The 17,923-nt window shown below is 26.1% G+C and carries 19 protein-coding genes and 2 tRNA genes; 9 read left to right on the top strand and 12 right to left on the bottom strand.

Annotated features, from left to right (window positions below; translation table 11 throughout):
* Positions 1-58, bottom strand: a tRNA-Gly gene (locus tag Q0881_RS14975).
* A gap of 553 nt (positions 59-611) precedes the next feature.
* On the opposite strand from Q0881_RS14975, the gene Q0881_RS14970 reads away from it, so the two are divergent.
* The gene (locus tag Q0881_RS14970) at positions 612-1,061 is read left to right on the top strand and encodes a hypothetical protein (RefSeq protein WP_299161942.1); all 450 of its coding nucleotides are present in this window, start codon (positions 612-614) and stop codon (positions 1,059-1,061) included.
* Between the two features lie 394 nt (positions 1,062-1,455).
* On the opposite strand, the gene Q0881_RS14965 is transcribed toward Q0881_RS14970, so the two are convergent.
* Positions 1,456-1,902 carry a GNAT family N-acetyltransferase gene (locus tag Q0881_RS14965; RefSeq protein ID WP_299161940.1) on the bottom strand — a complete coding sequence of 149 codons (447 nt, stop codon included), beginning with the start codon at positions 1,900-1,902 and terminating at the stop codon, positions 1,456-1,458.
* A gap of 757 nt (positions 1,903-2,659) precedes the next feature.
* A complete protein-coding gene (locus tag Q0881_RS14960; RefSeq protein WP_299161938.1) occupies positions 2,660-2,812 on the bottom strand; it encodes a hypothetical protein in 153 nt (50 codons plus the stop codon).
* A 233-nt stretch (positions 2,813-3,045) separates the two neighbouring features.
* Here Q0881_RS14960 and Q0881_RS14955 point away from each other — a divergent pair, with 233 nt between their 5' ends.
* The 5 genes from Q0881_RS14955 (at position 3,046) to Q0881_RS14935 (ending at position 6,213) form a co-directional block, all read left to right on the top strand.
* Positions 3,046-3,933 carry an MBL fold metallo-hydrolase gene (locus Q0881_RS14955; protein ID WP_299161936.1) on the top strand — a complete coding sequence of 296 codons (888 nt, stop codon included), beginning with the start codon at positions 3,046-3,048 and terminating at the stop codon, positions 3,931-3,933.
* Entirely contained in the window at positions 3,930-4,361 is a 432-nt protein-coding gene (locus Q0881_RS14950) for a GNAT family N-acetyltransferase (RefSeq protein ID WP_299161934.1), read from the top strand. The genes Q0881_RS14955 and Q0881_RS14950 overlap by 4 nt, the downstream gene beginning before the upstream one ends.
* Before the next feature lie 303 nt (positions 4,362-4,664).
* A complete protein-coding gene (locus tag Q0881_RS14945) occupies positions 4,665-5,291 on the top strand; it encodes a response regulator transcription factor (RefSeq protein ID WP_299161932.1) in 627 nt (208 codons plus the stop codon).
* 72 nt (positions 5,292-5,363) lie between these two features.
* Positions 5,364-5,555 (top strand): hypothetical protein, encoded by a 192-nt coding sequence (locus Q0881_RS14940; protein WP_299161930.1) that lies wholly within the window; start codon positions 5,364-5,366, stop codon positions 5,553-5,555.
* Entirely contained in the window at positions 5,473-6,213 is a 741-nt protein-coding gene (locus Q0881_RS14935; RefSeq protein ID WP_299161928.1) for a hypothetical protein, read from the top strand. Before Q0881_RS14940 ends, Q0881_RS14935 begins: the two co-directional genes overlap by 83 nt.
* 483 nt (positions 6,214-6,696) lie before the next feature.
* On the opposite strand, the gene Q0881_RS14930 is transcribed toward Q0881_RS14935, so the two are convergent.
* A tRNA-Met gene (locus Q0881_RS14930) sits at positions 6,697-6,770 on the bottom strand.
* Positions 6,771-6,874: 104 nt separating this feature from the next.
* On the opposite strand from Q0881_RS14930, the gene Q0881_RS14925 reads away from it, so the two are divergent.
* Both Q0881_RS14925 and Q0881_RS14920 read left to right on the top strand, forming a co-directional pair.
* The gene (locus tag Q0881_RS14925) at positions 6,875-7,258 is read left to right on the top strand and encodes an START-like domain-containing protein (RefSeq protein ID WP_299161926.1); all 384 of its coding nucleotides are present in this window, start codon (positions 6,875-6,877) and stop codon (positions 7,256-7,258) included.
* Positions 7,259-7,358: 100 nt separating this feature from the next.
* A complete protein-coding gene (locus tag Q0881_RS14920) occupies positions 7,359-8,189 on the top strand; it encodes an aminotransferase class IV (RefSeq protein WP_299161924.1) in 831 nt (276 codons plus the stop codon).
* On the opposite strand, the gene Q0881_RS14915 is transcribed toward Q0881_RS14920, so the two are convergent.
* The 6 genes from Q0881_RS14915 to Q0881_RS14890 form a co-directional block, all read right to left on the bottom strand.
* Positions 8,186-8,743, bottom strand: coding sequence for a YqgE/AlgH family protein (locus Q0881_RS14915; RefSeq protein ID WP_299161922.1), 558 nt, complete (start codon positions 8,741-8,743; stop codon positions 8,186-8,188). The genes Q0881_RS14920 and Q0881_RS14915 overlap by 4 nt on opposite strands.
* A 127-nt stretch (positions 8,744-8,870) precedes the next feature.
* Positions 8,871-9,620 carry a LytTR family DNA-binding domain-containing protein gene (locus Q0881_RS14910; RefSeq protein ID WP_299161920.1) on the bottom strand — a complete coding sequence of 250 codons (750 nt, stop codon included), beginning with the start codon at positions 9,618-9,620 and terminating at the stop codon, positions 8,871-8,873.
* Position 9,621: 1 nt separating this feature from the next.
* Positions 9,622-11,613 carry a histidine kinase gene (locus Q0881_RS14905; RefSeq protein WP_299161918.1) on the bottom strand — a complete coding sequence of 664 codons (1,992 nt, stop codon included), beginning with the start codon at positions 11,611-11,613 and terminating at the stop codon, positions 9,622-9,624.
* Between the two features lie 75 nt (positions 11,614-11,688).
* The gene (locus Q0881_RS14900) at positions 11,689-12,774 is read right to left on the bottom strand and encodes a hypothetical protein (protein WP_299161917.1); all 1,086 of its coding nucleotides are present in this window, start codon (positions 12,772-12,774) and stop codon (positions 11,689-11,691) included.
* 29 nt (positions 12,775-12,803) lie between these two features.
* Positions 12,804-13,019: a hypothetical protein gene (locus Q0881_RS14895; RefSeq protein ID WP_299161915.1), complete on the bottom strand. Its 216-nt coding sequence runs from the start codon at positions 13,017-13,019 to the stop codon at positions 12,804-12,806.
* Between the two features lie 291 nt (positions 13,020-13,310).
* The gene (locus tag Q0881_RS14890) at positions 13,311-13,706 is read right to left on the bottom strand and encodes a helix-turn-helix domain-containing protein (protein WP_299161913.1); all 396 of its coding nucleotides are present in this window, start codon (positions 13,704-13,706) and stop codon (positions 13,311-13,313) included.
* A gap of 99 nt (positions 13,707-13,805) precedes the next feature.
* On the opposite strand from Q0881_RS14890, the gene Q0881_RS14885 reads away from it, so the two are divergent.
* Complete coding sequence (locus Q0881_RS14885) at positions 13,806-14,168, top strand: DoxX family protein (protein WP_299161911.1); 363 nt, start codon at positions 13,806-13,808, stop codon at positions 14,166-14,168.
* 726 nt (positions 14,169-14,894) lie between these two features.
* Here Q0881_RS14885 and Q0881_RS14880 read toward each other — a convergent pair.
* A complete protein-coding gene (locus Q0881_RS14880; RefSeq protein WP_299161910.1) occupies positions 14,895-15,059 on the bottom strand; it encodes a hypothetical protein in 165 nt (54 codons plus the stop codon).
* 405 nt (positions 15,060-15,464) lie between these two features.
* Positions 15,465-16,241 (bottom strand): type IV pili methyl-accepting chemotaxis transducer N-terminal domain-containing protein, encoded by a 777-nt coding sequence (locus Q0881_RS14875; RefSeq protein ID WP_299161908.1) that lies wholly within the window; start codon positions 16,239-16,241, stop codon positions 15,465-15,467.
* Positions 16,242-17,923: the final 1,682 nt, after the last annotated feature.

Genomic DNA, 17,923 nt, shown 5'->3' with positions numbered 1-17,923 from the left:
GACCAGGTTCGAACTGGCGACATTCAGCTTGGAAGGCTGACGCTCTACCAACTGAGCTACTCTCGCATTGGTAAAGATTTTTCAACAATTACTTGCTGTGTTTACATTATAAGAAACCTAATAGTAGCTTACTCTGTAAAGCGGTTGCAAATATAAAACAGTTTCTAGAATTTGCAATAAAAATTTCAATAAAATTAATAAAATTTTTGATAAACTCTCATAACTTTCACAAAATGAAAGTTATATGGCATCTTCGAATTGTTGTTGCTTATGTTTATAGGGGGGGTATGATATTTATTAAAGTGAGATTTTAATATATTTTAAGAATATATATGTATTTAACATGTGAAAATTCACTTTTATGTTATAGGTTTTAGGAAAACGAGAAAGAATATATAAATTCTAAAATGAAGTCTAATTGATGAATGCAACAATAGTAAATATTATAAACGTAGTTTAACCTCGATATTAATTCCACAAAAAGAGCGTAATAAAAGTTAGAGATAGAGAAATTGAATACAATTTAGTTAAAATTGATATCTCTTTAGTTTTTTTAATTTCAGTATTAAATTGTTCGTAGCTATTTTTCATAAAATAAAAATAGTAAAAACATGGAAACATTAAAAATTGAAATCCCAGAAGGGTTCAAAGTAAAAAGCTTTGACAAGGAAACAGGAGAAGTTAAATTTGAAGCTATACCTAAAAAAATAATTGAAGGTATAAAAACGGTTCAAGATGTTTTAGATAATAACAATATTACTCAAAAAGAACTTGATAAAATGTTTGAGAATATTCCTGAACATTTAAAATATCAATATGTAGCTGAATTATTATGTAAATCTTTAAATGAAGAATGTGTGGCGGATTGGGATGATTCTAATGAGTGTAAATACTTTCCGTCATTTAAAATGAGTTCTTCAGGCTTTCGTTACGACGACAATTGTCGTTGGGTTACATTTTCAGACGTCGGATCTCGTCTTTACTTCAAGAGTTCAAAACTAGCAAAGTTTGCAGGAGAGCAATTTACAGATGTGTATAGGAAATTTATGATAATCGAATAAACTTAAGGAAAATGAAAAGTTATACAGATATAAAAACTAATGAAAATATTGGGCTAAAATTGAACATAAAAACAATGAGGAGTATAGTCACATATCTTACTTTAGGTATATTCTTATCTACTAATAAAATGCCTCAATGAAGTTTTAGTAAATTAATTTTTTGATTTCGATGGCAAAAATTAGATGTAAAAACTTCTGTAGTTTATTTCAATCAGGGGACCGAATTTAAATATAACTATATCCTCATTGCATTATAAAAATAATGAAAATAAATAACATTTGTAAATAGTTGTTTATTTGTTGTAAAGAGCTTCAAAAGCTATAGATTTTGAATAGTAAATTCAAAATAAAATACACTTATACTTCACTTTTTTACCTGATACTCTAAGTTCTTTTAATAAAAGGCTTTATCGTTTCGCATGATTTTTACGAAATGAAAACCATAAATTTCAAAGCCTTCGTTATAATAAAATTTATGAGATTTTCTATTACCAGTATATGTGTTTAATTCCATTGCTTCATAACCTTTAGATTTTGTATATTCATAAATCCAGCTAAAGAATTGTTTACCAATATTTTTGCCTCTGTATAAATCATCTATTATTACATGATCAGGCTCAACACTTCTACCAGAATAGTGTCTCATGCTATACCAAAGCCCAGATATGCCAATTAATTTATCTTCATCGAAAACACCAACACATTCATAAGTACTGTAGTTAACCATTTCTAATACTCGTTTTTCTAAAATATCATGTGGAGTAGTAGTATTTGCTTTTTTTAAAAGAGGAAGAATGGATAGGATATCCTTATTATCTATAGACTTAAAGCTTAAATTCATAAGTAGTTTAATTTTAAGTAAAGATAAAAAAGAGTAGTTATTTAGTAAAAAATAATTAATGTGAAATAGAGTTAATTATTGTTAAAAAAATAATAAGGGAGTATGGTGTCTATTTAATTTAAGAGTAAAAAAAGAAAAGAAGTTATCACCTCCAGACACTTCTTTTCTTATATAACGTGAAATTCTTTAAAAGGGAATTCCGTTCTAACTATTAATTACACTCAATTAGAACAGTTTAGATTGTATATACCCTAAAAAATAAAAATTTCTACTATTACTTATTTTTTAAGTAGATAGAAGCATTAAGAGAGCAGCTAAAATAAAAGAGGATAAATTAGTTTTAGTAATTATGTGATAAATATAGAATTTCACATATATAAAAATATCTGTAAAAAAGTAAGGAAGTGCCCTTTTCTTTTAGAGAAAACTATTTTTTAAATAAAATAGAGAAAGTTACTACTTCTATAGAGAAGTCTTTATAGCTTATAGAAATGCAAAATGAAATAAGTTGAGTTGAAGAAAGCTGAAAACAGTTAACTTAAGTTTTGTTTAACTAAATAATAAGTTAAATATAATAAGAGTAAAACTAAAAGTTACTTTAAGTAAGTACAAAAATAATTTAACTATAAAAATCATAATATAAAGTAAAGATATATTAAACAAAGTTAACTATAAAATCTTTGTGATAAAAATCTAATTATAAATTACTTGATTTTTTTTTAAGAAAGAGTTTTAAGGAAGATTTATTTATGGTGTTTTAAATAATTTTAAAATCTTTTGGGTTCTTAACTAGGTTGTCAAAATAATCTTTGTTAACAGTAATTGGAACCTTAAGATAAGAAAATTTTATTTTAAAAAGAATACCATCAGTTTTTAAAACTTGAACAATTACTGGAGCCGATTTTTTCATGATTTTAATTATTTATATCATCAAAAATACGTGTAGTTACGAGTAATTATAAGAAATGTTAGATAAGGAGATAAAAGGTTAAGGTGAATTGTAAGAAAAAAACGATAAAGGAAACTAAAGGCAAAAAGTTGTAGGAAAGATTCGTTAAAATGTATGCTATTATTTTATTTAAAAAATAAAATAGTAACTTACTAGGGGGAATATAATAATTATAATAGAAACAAAATTTAAAAATGAGTTTAAAAAAAGTAATGCTATTAAGTGCATTAGGCTTTATAAGTTTTAATACATTATCGCAAAAAAGAGAAGTTAAAATAACTTCTAAAAAAATCACAAATAATATATATATGCTTCAAGGGCAAGGAGGGAATATAGGTTTATTTGTAGGGGATGATAGTGTTTTTATGATTGACGATCAGTTTGCTCCATTAACCAATAAAATCTTAACGAAAGTTAAAGAAATATCTAATAAGCCTATAAAGTATTTGGTTAATACACACTGGCATGGAGATCATACAGGAGGAAATGAAAACATGAAAAAAAATGATGTTTTAATTTTTTCGCATGAAAATGTTAGAAAAAGAATGAGTGCAGATCAAACAGTAAGAGGTAGATTAAAAAAAGCTTCACCAAAAGAAGCGTTGCCAGTGATAACTTTTACAAATGATATGAATTTTCATATAAACGGAGAAGATGTATTAGTATCACATGTTCATAATGCACATACTGATGGAGATGCTCATATATACTTCCTAAGTAGTAATGTTATACATATGGGGGATACGTATTTTCAAGGGAAATTTCCTTTTATAGATCTCAATAGTGGCGGAAGTATTAAAGGTTATATTGAATCTATAAATAAAGTTTTGTTGTTATCTAATGATGAAACGGTTATTATACCAGGACATAGAAGTTTATCTAACAAAGCAGAGCTTAAAGTATATAAAAAAATGCTTATAACTTTGAGAGATCGAGTTCAAGAAAATATAAATAAAGGGAAAACATTAGCTGAAGTTTCTAAAGATGAAAGTATAACAAAAGAGTATAAAGAAGAATATGGAGCCTGGTTTATATCGGCAAAAGAAATGAGAGAAACTATTTATAAGAGTTTGCAAAAATGATAGAAGTAAAAAAAATAATAGCAGGAGAAACTTCTAAAATACGATTAGAAGTTTTACGTAAGGGGATAGATTTACCATATAAGTTTAAAGAAGATTTAAAAGATGATACATTTCATTTAGGGGTTTTTTATAAAGAGAAGTTAGTAACCATAGCAACTTTTATAAAAAATAAATTAAAAGACTTAGATGGAGAGCAATATCAGTTAAGAGGAATGGCAACTTTGCCTGAAGTAAGAGGTAAAGGGTTTGGTAAAGTTATTATAGAAGAAGCAGTAAAGATTTTAAAAGAAAAAAATGTTGATTTTTTGTGGTGTAATGCTCGTAAAGAAGTAACATCGTTTTATGAGAAATTGAATTTTGTAAAACTAGGAGAGGAGTTTATGGTAGAAAAAGTAGGGCCACATTTTAAAATGTACACTAAAATTTAAGTGTATTTTAATTATTTTTTATAGAGAGCAGGTTTATATTTATAAATCTACTTTTTTTTAATTATTTTTTTAAAAGCTGAAAAGGACTAGTGTTTTAGAAGCGTTCATCACTGGTATAAACTCATGTAGTTTTAGTTATAGATTAATTAATACTTCAGGCATATTGATTTAAAAGTGAGTATATATGTGAGGACAATAGTGTTTTTTGTTAAAATTTTGAAATTTTTATAATTTTATAGGGTTTTGTCTACAGTAAATTTTATTTAGTTGTTATATTTTTGGTAGCAAGAAATATATAAAAAAATGCGTGTACATATAGCTGATGATCATGATTTGATATTGCAAGGATTCGAAGTGCTTTTAAAAGCTCATGGTATAAATGTAGTGGGTACATCTATAAATGGTACTAAACTTTTAAATTGGTTTAAATCAAATGAATGTGACGTCTTAATTTTAGATATTTCAATGCCAGAGATTAATGGTATTGAAGTTTTAAAAATTTTAAAGGAATCTAACATTTTTGTTAAAACAATTATAGTATCGGCATATGATAACGATAGTTTTATTTATGAATCTATAAAGCATGGAGCTAGAGGATATGTTTTAAAAGACGATGTGTCAGAATGTATTATAGATGCAATAAACGATGTAAATAATAATAAAACGTATTATTCTAAAAGAATACGAGAAATTATTATAGAAAATAAATTAGATACCGATTTTGAGTATGTGTATCACGAGATTTTAAGTAATAGAGAAAGAGAAGTGTACGATTCTATGTTAAAAGAACTATCTCTTTCAGAAATAGAAAAAAAGCATTCTTTAAGTGAAAGTACAATTAGAACTCTTTTGCAAAGAGTACGACAAAAATTTAAAGTAAAATCTAATGTTTCTTTAGTGTTAATAGCATTAAAATATTTAAAGAGCTAATTCCAAAAGGCTGATAACGCTGTAGTTGTAAGTTGTATTTTTAAGGTTTTTAATTTTTAAAAACTTTATAATATGAAAAAAGTAGTATCAATTTTAGCATCAATTTTAGCATTAATTTTAGCATTAGGTTTTGTTTCTTGTACAGACAATACAGAAATTGTAGAAAAACAAACACAATCAAATGAAAAAATCTCAAGCACCAAAGATGATTCAACAACTCCAGAAAGCGACGGGGGAGAGGAACCAGATAACGGAGAAGGTTAAAAAGATTTTTCCTTTATTATTTGCAATTATTTTAGGTGTCTCTTTTTATTCATATCAATTTTTTGATGTTTTTAGTGCTGATTATAACCAAGCAATAAAGATGCATTCTATTGAGAAAAAGAAAAGAACTAAAGCACTTAATAAGGTGAAAGCTCATGCAGAAGGAACTGAATTATATAATAATTATCTGAAAGCTAAAAAAGATACCGACTTGGCTTATTCAAAGTTCAAGAAGGTGAAGCAAGAAGAAAAAGTGTTTGGGTTTAAATCTTTTCATTTTTTTATTGAGCGATTAGGTTTGTTTTTTGGTTTCTTTTGCTATGCTTTATACAATTTATTTAGATCTTTTTATTTTGAAAGAAAGAATATTGGTATTAAAGTAGTTCATGGTTTTATTTTATCAGTATGTTTATTTTATTTCTTTTGGATATTTCAACAGTTTCAAGATTTTAGTAAAGCAACATATATTTTAATGACAATTACTTCAGCTGCTATAATTGTTTTGGCTGTTCATTTAATAACAAAATACCAAGATCATAGAATAAACCGATTAAAAAAAGGACAGTTTGAATTGGCTAAGTTTACTTTTAAAAATACAAAGCCTGAAAAAAGAGAAGAAATGCTTAATACTATTGAGCGTATTGTAAAAGAACATTAAATTCTATTTTTTAAAATAAAACTACTATTTAGGTTAAAAAGAAGTCTATTTTATTCGCAATTAATTACTGACGAAAAAAAATACTCTCCAAAAATTGAAGAGTATTAATATAAAGCCGGGGGGCTTTTTATACCTTGAAAAACAAAGATATAGCTGCAAGTAATAAAAAAGTAAGTAAAAAATAAAATGATTTTAACTAGAAGTTTAACTAAAGTTAAAAACCGATAAAAGATTGAAATAATAGTATTGATCTCACAATCAGAAACGTAAGTAAGTCGCTTATTCTTCTATAATAAAAAAGATCAGAAGTAAAAGTCACAAAAAGTATTCGAACAAATCCTGAGAAGTTAATATGTTAAATGGAATACCAAGCCCATTTTTGATATTGTATAATTGTGAGGGAAAGATGGACAGAAACAAGCAACGGATTTTTGTTAAATTAAGAACATAAAAAAAACTCAAACCTTTTGAGTTTGAGTTTTGTAGCGAAGAGCAGATTTGAACTGCCGACCTCAGGGTTATGAATCCTGCGCTCTAACCAACTGAGCTACCTCGCCGAATGCGGGTGCAAATATAGAACTTATTTATGTTTTAACAACAAGAAAAAGTAATTTTTTTTTGAAAAAATAAATATATATATTGCCACTTCAAGAAAATACAAATGAGTAAAGTAAAATTCGAATTAGAGTTTCCTGTACATGCTTCTCCAAGTATGTTATATCAATGCTTAGCAACTCCATCAGGACTAGAAGAATGGTTTGCAGATAGAGTAAATTCTCGAGGTAAAATAATTACTTTTATATGGGATGATTCTGAGGAAGAAGCAAAAATTATTACCAAAAAAAATAACGAGCTTATAAAGTTTAAATGGACTGAAAGTGAGGGTGATGAAAGTTATTTTGAATTTAGAATTCAAGTAGATGCTTTAACAAAAGATGTGGCTGTAATTATTACTGATTTTGCAGATGATGAAGAAGATGCAGAAGAAGCAAAATTATTATGGGAAAACCAGATAGAAAATTTAAAGCACAATATAGGCGCTTAATATAATATTTATAGTAAATCATAAAAACTCGACATTTTGTCGAGTTTTTTTATGCGTACTAATTACCTAAGTTGTAATTTTGCAGTCAAATTTTTGAAGAATGATAAATTTTAACGGAGAAATAATTTCTGAAAACGAATTACAACTATCAAACGAAAATAGGGCATTTAAATATGGAGATGCTATTTTTGAAACGATAAAAGTATCTAAAGGCAAAGTAGTTTTTTTTGAAGATCATTATTTTAGGTTAATGGCATCTATGAGAATGCTTAGAATGAAAATTCCGATGAAATTTACTCTTGAGTTTTTACAAGAAGAAATAATAAAAACTATTGAAAACTTTGAAAGAGCTAATACTTATAGAGTTCGACTAACAGTATATAGAAAAGATGGAGGTTTGTATAATCCGAAATCTAATGAAGTAGACTATTTAATAGAAGTAAAAGAATTTGAATATGTTGAAAAATCAACATATAAGATAGATTTATTCAAGGATTTTTATAATTATTCAGGATTATTATCAACAGTAAAAACTAGCAATAGAATGATAAATACATTGTCGGCTATTTTTGCAGATGAAAATGATTTAGATAATTGTATTTTATTGAATGAAAAAAAAGGAGTAGTTGAAGCTACAAATGGAAATATTTTTATTGTTAAAAATAATATAATTAAAACACCAGCTTTAACAGAAGGATGTATAAAAGGTATTGTTAGAAAAAAGATAATTGAAATTGTAGAAAAGCACCCAGAATATACTATTGAAGAAACAACGATTTCTCCATTTGAGATTCAAAAAGCCGATGAGGTTTTTATAACGAATGCAATTGTTGGAATTCAATCGGTTACTAATTACAGGAAAAAAGAATTCACTTCAGAAATAACAAACAAATTAAAAAGCAATCTTAACTTAATAGTAGTAACGAGTTAATTCATTTGTACATCACTAGGGGCATTAGCCCATATTTTATATTTACCTCCTTTTTGAAGTAGTTTATCTTTCCAAAAAGTTTCATTGTCTGTTGAAAGAATGTTTCGATAATCATTTTCAGAAACAAACCAAGAATTTGAATATAATTCATCTTCTAATTGGTTTACACCCCAACCAGAATACCCTAGAAAGAAACGAATATCGGTAGGTTTTAGTGTTTTATTATTGAGTAATTCTTTTATATGCTCAAAATTCCCTCCCCAGAAAATACCATTAGCAACTTCTATACTATTTGGTATAAGGTGTGGTACTTTATGTATAAAGTATAAATTATCTTGTTCTACAGGCCCTCCTTGGTATACTGTGAAATCACAATCTATCTCAGGAACCAAATCATTTAAAGTATGATTTAATGGTCTATTCAATATAAATCCAACCGAACTATTATCTGTATGTTCGGTAAGTAAAATAATAGATCTTCTAAAAGAACTATCATTTAAAATAGCAGGTTCTGCAATTAATAATCTGCCCCTTTCAGGTTTTAGTGCAACCATATATTATTGTTTCTGTTACTAAAATAATGAAAATTTTAATAAAATTTTAACAAAAACATTAAAAAACTTATAATTTTTAGGGAAAACCTTTTGTGAATTGTGTTTTTTTATCTCCTTTTACAGAGTGTTAAATTCTTTCTAAAATAGCAATTACTTCGTTTTTTTTTCTAACAGAAACAGGAATAGTAGTTTTATTTTTTAAAACTAAATAACCACCATCAGATTTTATAAACTCTTTAATGTACTGTAAGTTAATTAAATGACTTTGGTGTACTCTTAAGAAATCTAATTCTTTTAACATGTCTGCAAAATATTTAAGAGTTTTACCAACCAGAATTTTCTGACCATCATTCATGAAAAATTCAGTATAATTATTGTCTGATTTACACCTAATAATATCGTTTAAATTTACAACAACAATTTTATCAGAAGTGTTTAAAGAAATCTTTTTTGGATGTAAATTGGGCTGTTTAATTGATTGTTGAAGTACAGTTAGTTGTTCTTTATCGGGTTTAATTTGACTTTTTGCCTTATTTATAGCATTCGATAAATCTTCACTTGAATACGGTTTTAAGACATAATCGATAGCTGCAAATTTAAAAGCTTTGATAGCATATTCATCACTAGCAGTAACAAAAATAATTTTTGAAGATAAATCTGGATGGATTTCTAGTACATCAAAACCAGTACCGTCACCTAACATAATATCGAGAAAAAGAATATCTGGTTGTTGCTTTCTTAATAATTTAGAAGCTTCTACAACACTTTTGGCTGTACCAATAATTTCTATTTCTGTATGTTGTTTATTTATATCGTTTTGTAGCATTTCTAAAGCAGAAGGCATATCATCAACAATAATTGCGGTAAGATTTTTCATGTTAAAAGTCCATTTTTAAAGGTATTTTAAAAAATACTTTAGTACCAGTTACTAATTTATTTTCTACAATTTCTTTAACGACAAATTTACTTTTTTTAGATAAAGTTTTTATACGTTCTTCTGTAACTTTTATAGCGATTGATTTATGATTCGTAGTTTTCTTACTTTTTTTAGATTGTTGTATTCCAATACCATTGTCTTCAATACTACAAAGGAGAAATTCTTTTTTTGTAGAAAAATGTAGTGTAATGATTCCATTTTTAATGGTTTTAATCCCATGCTTTATACTATTTTCTATAAAAGGTTGAATAAGCATAGGTGGAATTAAAACTTCTTCAGCATCAAAATCTAACTCTGTATTAATAATGTATTCAAACGGGTTAGGGCTCATTTGCTGCTCTAATTCTATATAATTTTTTAAAATAGAGATTTCTTCTTTTAAACTTATTTCTTCTTGTCTTGAATTGTGTAAAACTCCACGTAAAAGCGTTGCAAATTTACTTATAGTACTATTTAATTCAGTTGATTTACCAGAGTTCCCTAGAGCTTTGATTCCATTTAATACGTTAAAAACAAAATGAGGGTTCATTTGTAATTGTAATGCTTTCTGCTCTAGCGATAATAGGTGGTACTTCATTTCCAACTTTTCAACTTTAGCCCTATTTTTAGCCTTTATTTTTTTAATATATATATAAAGAATACTAGATAATAGTAAAATTAGTATTCCGATACTTACTTGTTGAAACCAGCTTTTTTGATATAAAGGTTTATCTATAAAAAAATGAAATTTTATAGAACTGCTTTCTAAATTGTTAATTTTCGATTGTGCAGAAAAAGTATAATTCCCAGCACTTAAATTAGCCAAGTTTATTGAGTTACTTGAGGTCCAAGGACTGAATTTATTGTTTAATTTATAACGATATTTAACTTCTTTAGGAGCATTAATATCAACAGTTTTGTAAGTAAATGATATATGATTTTGATTTGGTTTTAACTGAAGTATTTTTGTGTACTTATTTATGTTTATACTATCTAAAGATTGGTATACAATGTCTATGTTTTGAAAAGCTATTTTTGGTTTTTTTGTAACTTTATTCTTTCCGTTTAATTTATAAATACCACGATTATTAGTGGCAATCCATATGTTTTTTTGTGAATCTTGATAAACTGTGTTTATCTGATTTGTTTTTAAGGTGTTGTACTTATTAACACGTTTTATAAAAGCAAAGTTTTTGTCAAGTACCTCAATTCCCTCGTCTTTTGAAACAATCCATAACTCATCATTTATTTTTACAATATCACTTATTTTTTTAGGAGAACTGGTAATAGATTGAGCTATATTATTTTTTATAAGTTTTACACCATTATTATATGTAGTTGCAATACAGTTTTGATTGTTAATAAGTACTGAAGTGTAATTATCTAAGTCAATTCTTTTTAAAATAGTAGGGTTTATCAGTTTATCAAGTTTCCATAAAGCTTTGTTAGTAGCAATCCAGTAAAACTTACCGTCAAATTCTAAATCATTAATACTATTTAAGTCTATCTGAAAGTTAGTTCGAATAGGAGATAAGAAATCTTCACGAACTCTTAAAATTCCTTTATTGGTACCTAAAAAAGTATGTTTTGAGGTTTTTAAAATACAATTGATTTTTTTTTCTTCAAAGTTTATAAATTTATTATAAACCTTAATGCTTAAACCTTTGTCTGTTCCAATTAAGAGCGTGTTATTTTCTTTTAGAAGTACTCTTGTTTTGTTAGATATTAAATTGTTTTTTGTAGTAAGATTTGTAAAGTCTGTACCGTCAAAACGCAAAAGTCCTTTATGAGTAGCAAACCATAAATAACCAATATTATCTTGTGTAATGTCTGTAATTTTTAAACTAGGTAAACCATCATTTAAAGTATAGTTTTCAGGAGGGTTTAGTTGAGCAACTAGCTTAGTTGCTATTACAGAAAAAAGAATAAAAAGTGTTAATTTATAATACTTCATAGAAACAAACTTACAGTAAAAAAGTAACTGCCCAAATTAAACAGTTACTTTTTGTAATTATCAAACAACATTCCATTATTTCATAGCGTATAAACGTTTGTTGCTTGTATCTGGTTTTATATGTTCTAAATCTCCATAAGGTTTTGTTAATGGTTTTAATACACATAAAACAGAAGTTTTTCCTTTTATAATTAGCTTATTATTTTTAATGGTATAAGTCCATCTAAATTTTTCAACTGGAATATTTAAGTCTTTAACATCAGATATTAAATCTAAATCGTTAGCTATAAAATCCATTAACTCTTCTTGCATAACAAATGTTGGAATATCGTCATCAGAATTTTCATAGTCTAATTCCCACTCAATAGGAATGCTAAATTGTTTTGTGTATGCTTCACCTATATAACGTTCTCTTTCGTTAGTTAAAGCACTAAACCAATCGATATCTCTTTCCTGTGGATATTTCTTTGCAATTTCTTTAGACAAATCTATCTTTCCTGGTGAATGTGCTGTTGGATAAAATACATAATAAGGTTTTGCTAAAAAATGATTTGTAAACTCACCACCAAAAACATTAAAGTAGGGAGAAGCTAATACTTGTGGCATTTCCTCAGCTTTAAATGATAATTTTAAAGTGTTTAAAAGTTCTTGATTATTACCAATTCCATTAGAATGAAATACTATTTTGCTATTTGTATTAATCCCTTTTTTTACTTTAGGTAAACTATTTTTGTCTATTGCTTTTTGTAAAGTTGTAGTGGTAATTTTTTCTCCATTTACAGTAGTTTCAAGACTTAAACCTTTTAAAGGATTGTTATAGTTTACAATATGAATTTCTCCATAAGGGTTTTCTGTAACATTAGTGTTCATCCAAGTTATAATTTCTTCTAAAGAATAAGCTTCATTTACAATTTGATATTTTTTTTCTTTAAAATAAGTTCTAGCATTATCGTAAAATTTATTTTTGGTTTTATCATAACCAGTAATAAATACAATAGGTTTTCTAGGAGTTTTATAAACTTTGTTTACTGTTTCTTCTTTTTTAGCAATGTTTCCCAACTCTTGTTTCGTATTTGCTTTTTTTTCTTCACAACTAGTGAAAAATCCCATAAGTAGTAGTAATCCTATTACTGTTCCTACTTTAAAAATGTTTTGTTTCATAGGTTTTAATTTTAAGTTAATATATATTGTTACTGTTGTAATATGATGGTTACATTTTTTTCTAAATGAAATTCGTTTGAAAGCTTATTTAAAATATTAGGTAAATTTCTGTCATTAATCCATCGACCATTTTCTTGTTTTTCTATTGAAGCAATAATACCATCGTTATTTACCTGTAATTTTAAGCTGTTGTATTTGTTCAAATACATTTTTATTATTGACGAATAGTTGTTGTTAGACCACATAATTGTTATTTTATATGATCAAATTTAGTAGAGAAGTGTAATGTAATTTGAAGTTAATTAGAATTCGTTTGGAATAAATTAGAATTCGTTATAAAGAGTATGTTTTTCAGCTTTTAAAACTGAAAATGTTTGTGAAAAATTGTTGCATGTAAAATAATACAGGCTCTATGTATATAAATATGTTTGTGCTAATTTAGAAGAGATAAACGTAATTAGATTTTGTTAAGGAGTAACTAGTTCTTGTATAGGTTTAGGAAATAAATATTCAATGATTTTAATGTTATGAGTAGTTTAACATTTATCCCAAGTTTGCCCTTCAATATTAAATACTTTTTTCCGATGTTCTACTCCCCAACGATAAAGTTCAGTCATAACAGTACTACATGTTTTTCCATATTCTGTAATACTATAAGTCACAGTTACAGGGCGCGTATTTTCTACTTTTCTTGTAATTAATAAATTTGTTTCGAGGTATTTTAATTCTTTAGATAGCATTTTAGGAGTAATGCCTTCAATAATTCTTTCGAGTTCTTTAAAACCACATGTTTCGTAAAAACTTAGTGCAGTAATAATAGGTATTTTCCATTTACCACTAAAAACTTCAAGAGCATCTCTAACAGGTACCATGTAATTTCCAAAGTGTTCTTTAAGCGGAACCTTTATTTTTTGTACATCCTTATCTTCCATAATACTATCCTTTTGTATACTAGTATATTTTATATAGTTACTTCCCAAAGTAAATCATTCCAGTTATGTTTGCCAAATAAATCATAATTAAAATTTAAAATGAATAAAAGAGATATAATAATTTATAAAGTAACTACAGGTTTATTTAGTTTAATGATACTTATGGGAGCTATAATGTATTTCGTTAAACATGAGATGGTAAGAGAAATGTTTATTAGTTTAGGAGTACCTACTGAGATAATATATCCTTTAGCAATTTTGAAAATATTAGGAATAATTACAATTTGGTTTCTTAAAAGTTCATTGCTTAAATATTTAGCTTATTTTGGGTTTGCAATTGATTTAGTTTTGGCAATAATTGCTCATTTATATGCTAAAGATGGAGGTGCTTTTGGAGCAGTAATTCCACTGGTGTTACTTATAGTATCATATATTTACTTAAAAAAAATATATAATAAATAGAATTTTTATAGATAGAAACCTGTTTCTATATTAGTAAATAATGAATAAAGTTTATTAAGGTCAGCATTTAGCAGGTGCTGATTTTTTTATGCTAAAAAGCTTCAAAAAAGGAGCTCATTTCTGAACTCCCTTATTAATTATTACAGTGTGTCATCCCCATAACACATATTTGGCGAAAATATGACACTAAAATTGAAAAAATGGAGGGAAAACCGTAAAATGAAGGTTAATTAATCTGTAATTAAGAAAGGGATTCTAAAAAAGATAAAACTGTTTGTTTCTTAAATAGAAACAAACAGTTTTATCTTTATATAATTAGGTTGTTTATAGTTCTTCTTGACGTTGGCATTCTATGATTGAGCATCTGCCAAATTTGTTACGACATTTACCCCAAGGGCAGGCAGAATTACCAAAACCTCCTATAATAGATTTTTGATCGGATTTATTTAATACTGAACCAAAATTTGAAATGTTTTTAAGCATGATTAGTTTTTTAAGTTTTTCAAATTTAATTAGTTAAGAAATAAAATGAAGCTTAAAAACCATAAAAAAAGTAAGGTAAAACCGTAAAAAGAACATTAAAAAGAAATGTAGTTCCTAGTTTTATTAAAAACTAAAATAAGTTTATGATAAGCTTGAAATAAATGGGAAGGTATGTTTTCTTGGCTATTTTATAGCCTAAGGAAGTGTTATTTATAGAAAATTAAATAGCAAAACAATAGCTTTTTAATTATAAGGATAGACAAGAAATTTATAATGATTTGGAGTATTAGACATTTTTGTATAAATATTTTGACCTACGGTTATTTCAAGTTCTAATTCAGGGAATTTAAGATCATATTTGTTTCCATATGTTTTGATAAGTCTTACTAAAGTTGGTTGAGCTTTCATGATGTTAAATTTTTATACTAAAATAGTTTGAATTACTAATTGATAAGAAAATCATTAGATAGAAGGCTAAAAAGTTTAGTTTAAATAAAGAAAACTATCGATTAATTGAATTGAAGAATAAAAAAACTCCAGAAGTTTATTTAATCAGGTAAAAGAATTAAAAAATAATCATTACCTCATTGTCTAATAAATACAAAAAATAATAGACATCTTTTTGTTCAATTAGAGTGAAAAATAATTAATATTAAGGTATAAGGTAATGAAAAGTGTATTCGGAGAAGTAAGAGAATAAAAACTACCCTAATAAAGAAATAATAGTTATTTTGAATCAATTAAAAATTAAATCGAAAAGGAGATTACCTAAAAATCACTTTTAAGGTAATCCCCTTTTAATTATATAATATACTAAGAGGTTATTTTTGAATATAAACTTGTTATTTTATCCATTTGAAGCATGAAGTTATTTAAAGTTACAGCAATAGTAGCGGGAGAAGATGAATTATTCATACTTAATTTTCTTTTAATAAAACTCCAATCTGCAGCAGCTCTTTTTAATTTAGAATTAATTTCTTCTGTATTAATTTCTTTTAGAGATCTTAAGCTGGTTAATCGTTGATCTAAGAGTATACTAGTCTTGTCAAAATCTTCAGTAATTTTAGTAATATTTATTGAGTTTAGTTTTAAATGTGAAGCTATATAATACATAGTTAGTTTTTGAGAAAGCATTCTAAGAGATCCTGATTTATTAACAATATCTCCTATTTTAGTCTTTTCTTTTTTTGCTATAGAACTAACCACATCTTGCGTAGCTCTAAGTAATAGGTTTGCTCTACGGATTATAGAGTTACACCTACCCTTATCGTACATTTGAGAACTAGCAATTTCTCTAAATTGAAGCCAAAAACGATCTATTTTATTAATCTCTTTTTGAATTGCTTCGTTATCTTTAAAATAAGTAGTTAGTTTCTGAAGAGATTCAGCAAACATTGCCATATCCTGATCTAATTCAGCTTGATATTTATCTATTTGTAAATCAGAGGCAATCATAAGGTATGATTTAGCCATTTTTTGAGACAACATTCGTTGTTTACCAGCATCATTAATAGCTTGATTTAAATTTTTATACTGAGAAAAAGAAGCTTGTATAAAAGATAAACACAAGATTATTATAAGTTTTTTCATTTTAATGAGGGATTAAATTATTATTAATTACTCAGCAAAATTATAATTATAATAATATTATTGTTTTGATAAATATCATAAAACACGTACTGTTTTTTTATTAGGTGATTTAAATATTTTTTATAAAATAAAGATTATTCAAATGTAGTTATATAGTTAATTATATAAAGATGAGAAATCTAGAAGTTGATTCTTGGAGAATAGAAATATTTCAAGTTTTATATGTTTAATTTATCATAGCAGTTTTACAAGAAGTAAGAATAGTAAAACAAAAAGAATACAAGAAAATTTAAAATAGTATTAATATATTATTCTAAAGGAAGCGTGATTATTGAGGAATTTAATAAACTTTTTAATTGAGTTTTCTCTTATTTTACAATCAGTTTTAAGTTCAACTTTTATTAAGTTTAAGCTATAATGAGTTGAACTAATTACAATATTAGATGGTTTTTGGAAAGTACTAGAAATTTTATTGAATTCCTCTAAGTGAGTTTTATAAAAATAAATCTTTATCATAATTTATATTGTGTATTTATCAATTTACTTAATTATATCATTAAGTTAGTTTAAAAACAAATAAATAAATATAAAAGTCAGATGAGATGCAGATAAGTATAGACGAAAAGCATGTATACTTATAAATAAGTTTAAAAGCTTGTATATAATAAAGATGTATAGTTGATCTCGAAAGTCTAAAACCTGAAGCTTTTAATTAAATTAAAACTAAAAATAGCAACTAATCATATATAAACTGTTGTTCACTATAAAAAATGGTAACACCTCTTTCGCAGCTCCTTTTATTTTTGCATCATATTAATGATCTAAAAACAATTAAAAATTATTAACATAGTAGTATTATCGTTATCTGGTTTTTGTAGGTTTATGCCGGTACAATGATATTAATTAAGCCTCTAAAATCATTTTGTGTAAAATCTTATTTAGATGACCCTAGAATTGAGCTAAAAAGTAAAGAAGATATATTCAACGAAATGAGAGAGGTAGGACCTTCTATAGCATTTTAAGGAATAATTATTTTAATAAGAATAATATAATAACTCAGTTAATGCGAGCATCTTTTGCTGTAGCAATTGTTATCTTTTTTTGCCACGTATTTGGGAGATTAGTATGTTTGAGAATAGATAGAATGCAAACCGAATCAACAAATTATTCAAGGATTAATTAGTGAGCTAATTTTTGGTATAGCAAATGTTTTTTTGTTTAATCAATATTTTTATTTAAGAATACCAGCCAAGAGATAATTGGTGTTTATTTAATTTAAATGTATAGATATTTATATCGCTGTAAATGAGGTTGTAATATCAATTTTAGTACCTGCTAGGTTTAGATATTGAGACTTTTAACTGAGGAGTTACTTAAAAACTAGTATTGATACGTATACGTGAGAAAAATAAGAATGATTATTACTGTTTTTTTTTAACCTATAGTGAAAAATGCTCCCGAGGGAGCAAATTATCAATAACTATTAAAAACTGATTATCCCTATATACAACTTGATTAAATATTTCAAATAAGAATGTATGAATAATAAAAAAATACTTTTAATAAAGCATTTTCTTTATATTAATTTAAGGGGAAATACATTAATAGAACTGGTTAAATTGATTTTACCCTAAGTAATTAACAAATATTTAAGAAAGTAATAGAAGCCAGTAAAGGAATAA

The sequence above is a fragment of the uncultured Tenacibaculum sp. genome (genome assembly GCF_947494125.1).
GTDB lineage: Bacteria > Bacteroidota > Bacteroidia > Flavobacteriales > Flavobacteriaceae > Polaribacter.
The sequence above is the reverse complement of the archived record's forward strand: the minus strand, read 5'-3'. Positions and strand labels throughout refer to the sequence as shown.